This is a genomic window from Azospirillum canadense (assembly GCF_025961225.1).
Taxonomy (GTDB): Bacteria; Pseudomonadota; Alphaproteobacteria; order Azospirillales; family Azospirillaceae; genus Azospirillum; species Azospirillum canadense.
On sequence record NZ_JAOQNG010000001.1, the window covers coordinates 2,373,888 to 2,385,000 of the forward strand.

The 11,113-nt window shown below is 68.6% G+C and carries 8 protein-coding genes, 1 tRNA gene and 2 rRNA genes (1 of these 11 running past the window's edge); 6 read left to right on the top strand and 5 right to left on the bottom strand.

Features of this window, described 5'->3' with window-relative positions; genetic code table 11:
• Window positions 1-54: 54 nt before the first annotated feature.
• Entirely contained in the window at window positions 55-747 is a 693-nt protein-coding gene (locus M2351_RS11275; RefSeq protein WP_264656165.1) for a response regulator transcription factor, read from the top strand.
• The gene (locus M2351_RS11280) at window positions 744-2,384 is read left to right on the top strand and encodes a sensor histidine kinase (protein ID WP_264656166.1); all 1,641 of its coding nucleotides are present in this window, start codon (window positions 744-746) and stop codon (window positions 2,382-2,384) included. The genes M2351_RS11275 and M2351_RS11280 overlap by 4 nt, the downstream gene beginning before the upstream one ends.
• Window positions 2,385-2,397: 13 nt before the next feature.
• Here M2351_RS11280 and M2351_RS11285 read toward each other — a convergent pair whose 3' ends face one another.
• Window positions 2,398-3,750: a sigma-54-dependent transcriptional regulator gene (locus M2351_RS11285; RefSeq protein ID WP_264656167.1), complete on the bottom strand. Its 1,353-nt coding sequence runs from the start codon at window positions 3,748-3,750 to the stop codon at window positions 2,398-2,400.
• The gene (locus tag M2351_RS11290; protein WP_264656168.1) at window positions 3,747-5,405 is read right to left on the bottom strand and encodes a sensor histidine kinase; all 1,659 of its coding nucleotides are present in this window, start codon (window positions 5,403-5,405) and stop codon (window positions 3,747-3,749) included. The genes M2351_RS11285 and M2351_RS11290 overlap by 4 nt, the downstream gene beginning before the upstream one ends.
• Before the next feature lie 225 nt (window positions 5,406-5,630).
• On the opposite strand from M2351_RS11290, the gene M2351_RS11295 reads away from it, so the two are divergent.
• The 4 genes from M2351_RS11295 (at window position 5,631) to M2351_RS11310 (ending at window position 8,474) form a co-directional block, all read left to right on the top strand.
• Window positions 5,631-6,872 carry an NAD(P)H-binding protein gene (locus M2351_RS11295; RefSeq protein WP_264656169.1) on the top strand — a complete coding sequence of 414 codons (1,242 nt, stop codon included), beginning with the start codon at window positions 5,631-5,633 and terminating at the stop codon, window positions 6,870-6,872.
• Window position 6,873: 1 nt separating this feature from the next.
• Complete coding sequence (locus tag M2351_RS11300; RefSeq protein WP_264656170.1) at window positions 6,874-7,341, top strand: DUF2269 family protein; 468 nt, start codon at window positions 6,874-6,876, stop codon at window positions 7,339-7,341.
• Window positions 7,342-7,355: 14 nt separating this feature from the next.
• Window positions 7,356-7,955, top strand: coding sequence for a DUF4166 domain-containing protein (locus M2351_RS11305; RefSeq protein WP_264656171.1), 600 nt, complete (start codon window positions 7,356-7,358; stop codon window positions 7,953-7,955).
• A gap of 207 nt (window positions 7,956-8,162) precedes the next feature.
• Window positions 8,163-8,474, top strand: a complete 312-nt coding sequence (locus M2351_RS11310; protein WP_264656172.1) for a hypothetical protein — start codon at window positions 8,163-8,165, stop codon at window positions 8,472-8,474.
• A gap of 268 nt (window positions 8,475-8,742) precedes the next feature.
• On the opposite strand, the gene M2351_RS11315 is transcribed toward M2351_RS11310, so the two are convergent.
• The 3 genes from M2351_RS11315 to M2351_RS11325 form a co-directional block, all read right to left on the bottom strand.
• Window positions 8,743-8,819: transfer RNA gene (locus tag M2351_RS11315), tRNA-Met, on the bottom strand.
• Window positions 8,820-8,909: 90 nt separating this feature from the next.
• Window positions 8,910-9,025, bottom strand: a 5S ribosomal RNA gene (gene rrf / locus M2351_RS11320).
• Window positions 9,026-9,150: 125 nt separating this feature from the next.
• Window positions 9,151-11,113: ribosomal RNA gene (locus tag M2351_RS11325) — 23S ribosomal RNA — on the bottom strand; it runs 783 nt beyond the window's last position.

Consider the following 11,113-nt stretch of genomic DNA (forward strand, 5'->3'; position numbering starts at 1 on the left):
ATTTTCGGATAAGGTGGCGCCGCCCATCCCCAAGACCGCCCAGCACCAGATCACATGCCCAAGATCCTGCTGATCGACGACGATCCCCACATCCGCAACATCGTCCGCTTCGCCCTGGCGCGCGAAGGCTACGCCGTCGTGGAGGCGGAGGATGGCGTGCGTGGCCTTCACCTCGCGCGGCGGGACGCACCGGACTTGGTCCTGCTGGACATCGCCATGCCGGAGATGGACGGCACGGAGGTCTGCCGGCAACTGCGCCGCGACAGCCGGGTCCCGATCATCTTCCTGTCGTCGCGCGACGACGAGATCGACCGGGTCCTGGGGCTGGAACTCGGCGGCGACGATTATGTCACCAAGCCCTTTTCCCCGCGGGAACTGGTGGCGCGCGTCAAGGCGGTGCTGCGCCGCGCGGCCCCGCCGGAACCGCCGTCCGCGCCCCCACCACCGCCGGAGCTTCGTCACAACCGCCTGCGGCTGGACCTGGACGGCGTCCGCGCCTTCTGGGACGGGGCGGAGGTGGTCCTCACGGCGACGGAATTCGGCCTGCTGCGCACCCTGGCCGAGCGTCCGGGGAAGGTCTTCAGCCGCGACAGCCTGATGGACGGAGCCTACGCCACCGAACACTATGTCGCCGACCGCACCGTGGACAGCCACATCCGGCGGGTCCGCGCCAAGTTCCTGGCCGTGGGCGGCGCCCCGGTCGAAACCGTGCACGGGCTGGGCTACAAGCTGTCGGACTGCCGATGAGGGCGCGCCTGCCCATCGGGGCCCTGTCCATTGGGCGCCTGTCCATTGGCCCCCTGTCTATTGGGACCGTGCTGCTGGTGATGACACTCACCGCCCTGGTCCTGCCACTGAGCGGGCTGTGGTTCCTGCGCCTTTACGAAAGCGCCCTGATCCGCCAGACGGAATCGGAGCTGATCGCGCAGGCCGGCGTCGTCGCCGCCTTCTACCGCGACGCATGGCGCCACGCCGGGGGACGAACGGACGGGCTCGGCCCGGCCGTCGATCCGCCCTGGACGCATCCGCCGGGGTTCGAGGCCCCCTGGACGCCCCGCTTCGCCGGCCTGGATCTGGCGGAGGATGCGGTCCTGCCGGCCGCCCCCGATCCCGCACCGGCGACAGCCACGCCTGACCCCGCCGCGCAAACGGCCGGGGCCTCGCTCGGCCCGATCCTGCGCGAGGCGCAACGCGTCACGCTCGCCGGCATGCGGGTCACGGACCCGCAGGGCATCGTCGTCGCCAGCACCGGCGAGGATCTGGGCCTGTCGCTGGCCGGGCAGGAGGAGGTCCGCCGCGCCCTGGCCGGCGAGGCCGCCAGCGTCCTGCGCGAACGCACCGGCCGGTACCACGGGCGCGTCGACGGGCTGGCCGCGCCCGAGCGCAGCCGGTTGTTGCGCATCTTCACGGCCCACCCCGTGCTCGACGCCGACCGCGTCGTCGGCGTGGTGCTGCTGTCGCGCACGCCGCGCAGCCTCGCCGACACCCTCTACGGCAAGCGCTGGCACCTCGCCGGGCTTGCGGTCATCCTGCTCGCCTCGGTGGGCGTGCTGGCGTGGCTGGGCAGCGTCGCCATCGGCCGCCCCTTGCGCGCGGTGACCACGCTGGCCAAGCGCACGGCGGACGGCGAACGGGGCGTGATGACCCCCGTGCCGCGCCCGGTCGTGCGCGAGGTCGCCGAACTGTCCGAGGCCCTGACCCGGATGGCCGCGACGCTGGAGCAGCGGGCGGACTACATCCGCGACTTCGCCGCCCACGTCTCCCACGAGTTCAAGACCCCGCTGACTACCATCCGCGGCACCGTGGAGCTGCTGCGCGACCATCTGGACAGCATGTCGGCGGAGGAGCGGGACCGGTTCCTGGCCAACATGGACGCCGAGGCGGATCGGCTGTCGCGCCTCGTCCGCCGCTTGCTGGACTTGGCGCGGGCCGACGTGATGCGGGTGACCGAAGAGGTGGCGACCGACGCCGTGCCGGTCGCGGCCCGCCTCGCCGCCCGCCATGGAGCGGAGGCGTCCCTTCCCCCGTCGCTTCCGGTCGCCATGGGGTTGGAGGCGCTGGAGAGCGTCCTGGCGAACCTGATCGAGAACGCCCGCCGCCACGCCGGTCCGGACGCGCGGGTGAACGTCACGCTCACGGCCGACGGCGACGGCGGCGCGGTGCTGCGGGTGTCCGACGACGGACCGGGCGTGTCGCCCGCCAACGCCGGCCGCCTCTTCACCCCCTTCTTCACGACCGCGCGCGGAAGCGGCGGCACCGGCCTGGGGCTTGCGATCGCACGCGGGCTCGTGGAGGCCCATGGCGGGACCATCGCCCTGCTGCCATCCGACCGCGGCGCCCTGTTCGAGGTCCGGCTTGTCCGACCGAGAGCCGAGAGCGCCTGAACCACCGCCCGCGCTACGGACCGGACCGCCGCAACCCCAGCCGAGTCATCATTTTCAGCAGCCCAACCCGCGACAGGCCGAGCCGGCGCGCGGCGGCGCTGTGGTTGTTCCCGGTAGCCGCGAGCGCCGCGGCGATCATCCGGCGCTCCAGCGCGGTCACCGCCTCGGCGAGCGTGCCCGGCGGGGCCGGGGCGAGGGTGGCTGGATCGCCGGTGCGCGCGAAGGCGAGGTCGGCGGCCGTGACGGCGTCTCCTTCCGCCAGCGCGGCGCCGGTCGTGACCACCGCGCGCAATTCGCGGACGTTGCCCGGCCAGTCCTGCTCCGCCAGCCACGCCAGCGCGTCGGGCGCGAGCCGAAGGCGGCGCTTGGACAGGTCCGCCAGGAAGCGGACCGCCAGCAGCGCCACGTCCTCGCGCCGCTCCGCCAGGGCCGGCGTACGCAGGATCAGCCCCTTGAGGCGGTAATAGAAATCCTCGCGCAGCGATCCTTGCGCCACCATGGCCTCCAGGTCGCGATGGGTGGCCGAGACCACGCGGACGTCGGCCGTCACGGGCTGGCGCCCGCCCACCGGCGTGTAGGTGCCTTCCTGCAGGAAGCGCAGAAGCTTGACCTGCATGGCCGGCGGCATCTCGCCGACCTCGTCGAGGAAAAGGGTTCCGCCGTCCGCCGCGGCCAGCAATCCCAGACGGTCCTGATGGGCGCCGGTGAAGCTGCCCTTCAGGTGCCCGAACAGCTCGCTTTCCAGCAGATCGGCCGGGATGGCGCCGCAATGGACGGGCACGAAGGGTCCGGCGCCGCGGGAGCTTGCCGCGTGCAGGGCGCGCGCCACCAACTCCTTGCCGCTGCCGCTGGGGCCCAGCACCATCACCGGCACCTCCGCCGGTCCGACACGGCGGATCATCTCCTTCAGGCGCAGGACCGCCGGGCTGACGCCGACCATCCCGTCGTCCGGCGCCTGGGCTTTCGCCTGGGCGGCGCGCAGGGAGGCCAACTCCGTCTCCAACCCGCGCTTGGCAAGGGCGCGGCCGACGACGAAGCGCAGCAGCTCCGGCTCCACCGGCTTGGCCAAGAAGTCCCACGCGCCCTCCGCCACGGCCCGCAGCGCCAACTCATGCTCCGCGTGCGCGGTCAGCACCACCACCGGCACGGCCGCAAAGGCCGGAACAAGGGCAAGCCCGGCCTCCGGCGTCCGTTCGGGCGGCATAACCAAGTCGAGCAGCACCAGATCGGGCCGCTCCCGCTGGAAGAGGTCGCGCGCTTGGGCGCCGTCGGCGGCGGTGACCACCCGGTGGCCCTGCTTCTCAAGCCACGCCGCGGCGAGGCGGAGGAAGGCGGGTTCGTCGTCGACGAGAAGCAGCGTGCTCATGACGGAAACCTCAAGCGGACGCAGGTGGACCATCCCGGCCGTTGGGCCAGCGACACCGAACCGCCGTGCGCGGCCATGACCTTGGCGACGATGGCTAGCCCGAGACCCGTGCCGCCCTGGCTGCGCGACACGAAGGGCTGGAACAGCGAGGCGCGGATTTCCGCCGGGATGCCCGGGCCGTCGTCGCAGACGTCGACGACCACGCCGTCGGGGCGACGCTCGGCGGTCAACAGGACGCGGCCGCCGGCCGCGCGAGCGTTGTCCAGCAGGTTCGCCAAGGCCTGCCGCAAGCGCCCCGCGTCAGCCCGCAGCGACAGGTCCGGAGAAATGTCGGTCGCCACCTCCCCGCCCAATTGGGAGAGCGTGTCCGCAAGATCGACGTCGGTCGCTTCCACCCGCCACGGCTTGGCGTAGTCGAGGAGGTCGCGCACCAGGGCATCCATGCGGGCCAGCTGGATCCTGACCTCGCCGCGCGTGTCCGGCGCAGCGTCGGCCACCGCCATGGCGATGATGTTCATGGGATTGCGAAGGTCATGGGCCACGGTGGCGGCCAGCGCCCCCAGTTCGGCCAGGCGTTGGCGTTCGGCGAAGGACCGGCGCCGGTCGAGGTCGTCGCGGGCTTGCGCGACCAACTCCGCCAGCACCCCGGCCACACGGCGCGGACCGGGCGGAGCCCGCTCAAGGTCGAAGGTGTCAAGGTCAGTGGGGTCGGCAAGCGCGAGGCGCTCGCCCAGCAGCCGTTCCGCGGTTGCCGCCAACGCGGCTTCGTCCCCGGCCTCCTGCAACTCCCGGCGCCAGCGGGCCAGATCGTCGGCGGTCACCTCACCGCCGGGATACACGATGCGGTCCGCCAGCCTGCGCAGCGGACCGGCAAGGCCAAGGCCCCCCAGCAACGCGGCCGCGGTCCACAGGAAGGGCGCGCCGGCCCGCTCCGCGGCGAAGCCCGCGCTCAACGCCGACACCAGCGCCGCCAGCGCGACCAGCAGCCCCCAGCACACCGCCCGCACCGCCCAGCGATTCACCGCCATCAGCCGATAGCGCAGCACGGCGTAGGCGAGTACGACCAGGTAAACGGGAAGCAGCAGCAACGGCCACGGATAGGCCTCGATGCCAAACACCGGAAAGGCCAAGCCGCTGACCGACAGCAGGCCGAGGGCGGAGGACAGCAGAACCGACGTCAATTGCCGGCGGCGCACGCCGTCGGCCGTGCTTCTCGCGGCCACCAGCATCGCGTGCCCGGCCGCCGCGAGGGCCACGGTGGCCGCGCCGGCGACCAGCCCCGCCCCTTCGTAGCGAAACAGCGTGCCCGCCCCCGGCCAGGGAAGGAAGCGGCCGGTCCCGCCGAGGAGCGCGATGAGCGCAGCGACGGCACCCACCGCGTAGGCCCAGCGAATGTTCCGCCCGGCACGCCCCGTCAGGGCGGCGGCGACATGGACGAACAGCGCGCCACCCAGCGGCGCCAGGGCCATCAGCGCCGCGCCGAACCGGCCGGGGATCAGCAAACCGACCGACCAGCCGCCGACCAGCAGGAGGAAGGCCGCCAGCGGCCTGGTTCCGGGAAGCGCCCGTCCGTGCCGCCACAACAGGGCGGCCAGCCCGGTGCCCCCCAGCGCGCAGAGGCCCATGGCCGTGACCAGCGCCGCCGATGCAACCACCCTGACCGCCTCCCAATCCAACGCCGCCATCTCACGCAGGTGTATCCAGCGTTGACAGGGAAACTACCGCAATTCGCAACCGCAGTTAACAGGCGATCCGTCCCGGCCGCCAAATCCGTGCAGCTGCGGCTTGGCACGCCCCTTGCCATTCCCGCTGTGCAACGGAATGAAACCGGGGGTCTCAATGTCGACGGAAGTGTTGTTGTCAGTCCGGTGGGCGCCGTCGTGACCGCGATCCTGATCATCGGCGGCTGCGGCTTCATCGGCCGGCATCTGCACGCCGCTCTCGCCGCCGCCGGCCATCGCGTGACCGCACCGGGCCGCACGGGGTTCGACCTGGTCCGCGACGACGAGGCCACCCTCGCCGCCAAGCTCGCCGGGCAGGCCGTGGTCATCAACGCCGCCGGCTTGGTGCAGGGCCGCGCCGGCAACAGCATGGAGGCGGTGCACGCGGAGGGAACGGAGCGGTTGGTCCGGGCCTGCCGGATGGCCGGCGTGCCGAGGCTGATCCACCTGTCGGCACTGGGCGCCGCGCCGAACGGACCAACCCGATACCAGCGCACGAAGGGGCGTGGCGAAGCCGCGCTGGAGGCCGGCGCCGGCATGGATTGGTGCGTGCTCCGCCCTTCGGTCGTCATCGGGCGCGGCGGGGCCAGCACGACGCTGTTTTCCGCCCTGGCAGCCTTGCCCCTGCCCCCGCGCATCGGCCCCGGCGGCGGGACGATCCAGCCCGTGCACGTGGACGACCTCGCCGCGCTGGTGGTCCGGCTGGTGTCCTTGGATGGCCCCCTGCCCCGCCGCATCGACGTGGTCGGCCCGGAGCCGATGACCACCAATGCGCTGACCATGACGCTGCGAACATGGCTGGGCCTACCGCCCCGGCGCTTCCTTCCGGTTCCCGAACCGCTCATCCGCGCCGCCGCCATCGTCGGCGAGCGCCTGCGGAACGGTCCCATCAACCGCGAAACGCTTGCCATGCTGAAGGCCGGCAACACCGCCGATGCGACGCCCCTCGCTGCGGCTCTCGGCCGGGCGCCGCAATCTCTGCCGGGCGCCCTGGCCCGTCACCCGGCATCCGACGCCGACCGCCTGCATGCGCGGCTTTACGTCCTAGGGCCGGTGTTGCGCTGGAGCCTTGCGCTGTTGTGGATTCTCACCGGCCTGCTGTCCTTCGGCCTGCATCCGCTGGCGGACTCCCACCGCCTGCTGGCTTCCGTGGGGTTGCAGGGTCCATTGGCCGACTTGGCCTTGTTCGGCGGTGCCGGTCTCGACCTGATCCTCGGGCTTCTCCTGCTCGCCCGATGGCGCCCAGTGGCGGTCGGCGGCGCCATGCTCGCCAGCATGGCGGCCTTCACCATCATCGCGACCGGCCTGCCCCTGGACCACTGGACGCACCCCTTCGCCCCGCTCCTGAAGAACCTGCCCATCGCCGCGGCGACGCTGGCGATGATGGCGATGGAGGCCTGATATGGACCCGACCGCGCTCAAGCTCATCCATATCCTGTCGGCCATCCTGCTGTTCGGCACGGGCCTGGGGACCGCCTTCCACGGCATGGCGAGCAACCTGTCCAAGGACGTGCGCGCCATCGCGGTGGCCAGCCGCAACGTCGTGCTGGCGGATTGGCTGTTCACCACGCCCACGGTGGTGATCCAGCCGGTCAGCGGCCTGTGGCTCGCGCTGGAACAGGGATGGCCGCTCACCTCCGGCTGGATTGTCGTGACGCTGGTGCTCTACGCCGTGGCCGGCGCCTGCTGGCTGCCGGTGGTGTGGCTGCAAATCCGCATGCGGCGCATGGCGGAGGACGCCGTCGCCGCAGGAACCCCGCTGCCCCCGCTGTACCGCCGCTATTTCCGCATCTGGTTCGCCCTCGGCTGGCCCGCCTTCGCGGCGATGGTCGCCATCGTCGGGCTGATGGTGTTCAAGCCTGACTTTTAAGGGAGTAAGCCGCCATGACCCCGTTTCAGCGCATCCTCGGCGCCGCGTTCAACGACCTGCCCGCTCCGGTGCGCGTCCTGCATGCGCTCACCACCAGCGTCCACACCGCCGGCTTGGCCGACATCCGAGCCGCCGCCAATCCCGGAGTCTGGCTGTTGTGCAAGGTCGCCGGCCTGCCGAAGCCCGGACAGGGCGTGCCGGTCAGCGTCTCCTTCCATCCCGATGGCCGAGGGCGCGAATTCTGGAACCGTCGCTTCGCCGGGCGCCGGTATGCCAGCACCATGGAGGCCGGACGCCGCCGTGACGACGGACTGCTGATCGAGCGCTTCGGCCCCTTCGACCTGCTGTTCCGGCTGGAGCCGACGCAGGACAAGCTTGCCTGGTCGCTGGTGGGCTGGAGAGTGCTCGGCGTGCCCCTGCCGGCCTGGAGCCGCCCGATCATCGAATGCAGCGAGTCCGGCGACGGCACGCGCTTCCTGTTCGACATCGACGTCGCGTTTCCACTCGTCGGCCATGTGGTGCATTACCGGGGATGGCTCGACGTGATCGATCAGGTTCACGCCGGTGGCCGGGTTCACGGAACGATGGCCCGTAGCGTCCATGGAAATCCGTAGGTTGGTTGGATGCGCCACTGAGAGATGCCTGGTCAACACCCGCCGATGACGGCAAAATTTTCCCGAAACAGACAGCACCACCCGATCAAAGGGTGGGTTCGCCCGGCAGGTCCCACGGCGCTGCGGTCAGCGCGTCGCACCAACAATCGGATGCCTCGGGCCGGTCCATATCTTTCCGGGGGAAACTCATCATGGCCGAAACGCCTTATGGCGGATACGAAGCGGACCGCCTTCTTCACCCTGCTCAGCCACGCGCTCGACGAGGCGCTGCCCTTCGTGGCCGTCGCGACGCTGCGCGCCGATTCCCTGGCCAGCCTGCAATCGGCATTCGCCCTGACGGTCGCCTTCGATTCCCGATCGCTCGACCCGATCCCGCTGGCCCCCATCGCCGCGCTGGTGCGGCGTCGGACGATCGCCGGCTACGAGATCCCGGCGATGGTGCGTAAGGGGCGGGTCGCCGCCATCCCCGCCAACGACATGCCCGCCCGGACAACCTTCATCGCCAGCCTGTTGACATAAAGGTGCCAAGCGACCGTGCTGGAAAGCCCGCGCCAACGGCTGACGGAGCCGAAGTTGTTCGAGGTGTTCTGCGAGTCGTTCACCATGGAAATGGTCTGTCGGCGTGCCGCTGAGAAGGGGACTCTGGAGCAGGCCGAAACAGAGTCGGCACGGGTTGAGCGTGCGCATGGCCAAAGTGATGGACGCGATCGCGGTCGGAGTTGGATCCGATCGGTGCACCGTCGGACAACGAAAAAGCCCGTCGGGCTCTGGGCCTGACGGGGTGATTTGGTTGCGGGGGCAGGATTTGAACCTGCGACCTTCAGGTTATGAGCCTGACGAGCTACCGGGCTGCTCCACCCCGCGGGTGTGGGTCGGGACGCTGTGAGGACGGGTGCAAGTGACGGTGTACTGGTCGGCCTGTCCGGGCGGGTTGGCCTGGCGTGTGCCGTGGTGACCTGGCGGCGACCTACTCTCCCACGTCTTGAGACGCAGTACCATCGGCGCTGAGGCGTTTCACGGCCGAGTTCGGAATGGGATCGGGTGTTGGGAGCCTCGCCATGACCACCAGGTCACCAAGGCACACGCGAGCCATCCAACCGGACGGGCTTGTTTGATCGTTGAGGACGTTTGCTTCTTGCGGCGGAGTTGCTGTTGCTTGTGTGTGGGCTGGCCGCTGCGCGTGGGCACGCGCGGTGGGATCAAGCCGATCGAGCGATTAGTAAGGCTCAGCTTCGGGCGTTGCCGCCCGTCCACATGCCTCCTATCGACGTGATGGTCTGTCACGGCTCTCAAGGGAGTTCTGGTTTAGAGGTGGGTTTCCCGCTTAGATGCTTTCAGCGGTTATCCCGTCCATACTTAGCCACCCGGCGATGCGACTGGCGTCACAACCGGTCCACCAGAGGTATGTCCATCCCGGTCCTCTCGTACTAGGGACAGATCCTCGCAAAACTCCGACACCCACGGCAGATAGGGACCGAACTGTCTCACGACGTTCTAAACCCAGCTCACGTACCACTTTAATCGGCGAACAGCCGAACCCTTGGGACCTGCTCCAGCCCCAGGATGTGATGAGCCGACATCGAGGTGCCAAACGACTCCGTCGATATGGACTCTTGGGAGTCATCAGCCTGTTATCCCCGGCGTACCTTTTATCCGTTGAGCGATGGCCCGTCCACGTGGGACCACCGGATCACTATGGCCGACTTTCGTCTCTGCTCGACTTGTCGGTCTTGCAGTCAGGCTGGCTTATGCCATTGCACTCGTCGAGCGATTTCCGACCGCTCTGAGCCAACCATCGCGCGCCTCCGTTACACTTTGGGAGGCGACCGCCCCAGTCAAACTACCCGCCATGCAGGGTCCCGAACCCGGATCACGGGTCGCGGTTAGATGCCAGAGACCTCAAGGGTGGTATTTCAAGGATGGCTCCACCCGAGCTGGCGCCCGGGCTTCCTAGCCTCCCACCTATCCTACACATGAGATCCCTAGCACCACTGCAAAGCTGTAGTAAAGGTGCACGGGGTCTTTCCGTCTGACCGCGGGTACTCCGCATCTTCACGGAGAGTTCAATTTCGCTGAGTTGGTGTTGGAGACAGCGGGGAAGTCGTTACGCCATTCGTGCAGGTCGGAACTTACCCGACAAGGAATTTCGCTACCTTAGGACCGTTATAGTTACGGCCGCCGTTTACCGGGGCTTCAATTCGGAGCGTGAACCCCTCCTCTTAACCTTCCGGCACCGGGCAGGCGTCAGACCCTATACGTCGCCTTGTGTGGCTTCGCAGAGCCCTGTGTTTTTAGTAAACAGTCGCTACCCCCTGGTCTGTGCCCCCCGCCCGCGCTTGCGCACGAACGGGGCCCTCTTCTTCCGAAGTTACGAGGGCAATTTGCCGAGTTCCTTCAACACCATTCTCTCAAGCGCCTGGGTATGCTCTACCAGTCCACCTGTGTCGGTTTCGGGTACGGTCTATACGGTGGGGCTGTTTCCTGGAACCCCTCTACAGCATGTCCAATCCGATCAGGACATACACGCGTTGGAATTCGTCACACACCACCAGGCCCAGGACTATTAACCTGGTTCCCATCGACTACGCCTCTCGGCCTCGCCTTAGGGGCCGGCTCACCCTGCGTGGATTAACCTTGCGCAGGAACCCTTGGACTTTCGGCGACAGTGTTTCTCACACTGTTTGTCGCTACTCATGTCAGCATTCTCACTTCCGATACCTCCAGGCACCCTCGCGGGGGCCCTTCGCAGGCTTACGGAACGCTCCGCTACCACGTATCTTGCGATACATCCGCAGCTTCGGTACACGGCTTGAGCCCCGATACATTTTCGGCGCAGGCCGGCTTCACTAGACCAGTGAGCTATTACGCTTTCTTTAAAGGATGGCTGCTTCTAAGCCAACCTCCTGGTTGTCATGGCCTTCCCACATCCTTTCCCACTTAGCCGTGATTTGGGGACCTTAGCTGGCGGTCTGGGCTGTTTCCCTCTCGACGATGGACCTTAGCACCCACCGTCTGTCTGCCGGACTGTGCTCCACGGTATTCGGAGTTTGGTTAGGTTTGGTAAGGCTCGCGCCCCCCTAGCCCATCCAGTGCTCTACCCCCGTGGGCAATCGTCCGACGCGCTACCTAAATAGCTTTCGCGGAGAACCAGCTATTTC

Coding starts and splice junctions, on each gene's coding strand:
- M2351_RS11275 (WP_264656165.1), top strand. CDS start 55: ATGCCCAAGATCCTGCTGATCGACGACGATCCCCACATCCGCAACATC.
- M2351_RS11280 (WP_264656166.1), top strand. CDS start 744: ATGAGGGCGCGCCTGCCCATCGGGGCCCTGTCCATTGGGCGCCTGTCC.
- M2351_RS11285 (WP_264656167.1), bottom strand. CDS start 3,750: ATGAGCACGCTGCTTCTCGTCGACGACGAACCCGCCTTCCTCCGCCTC.
- M2351_RS11300 (WP_264656170.1), top strand. CDS start 6,874: ATGGACCCGACCGCGCTCAAGCTCATCCATATCCTGTCGGCCATCCTG.
- M2351_RS11305 (WP_264656171.1), top strand. CDS start 7,356: ATGACCCCGTTTCAGCGCATCCTCGGCGCCGCGTTCAACGACCTGCCC.
- M2351_RS11310 (WP_264656172.1), top strand. CDS start 8,163: ATGGCGGATACGAAGCGGACCGCCTTCTTCACCCTGCTCAGCCACGCG.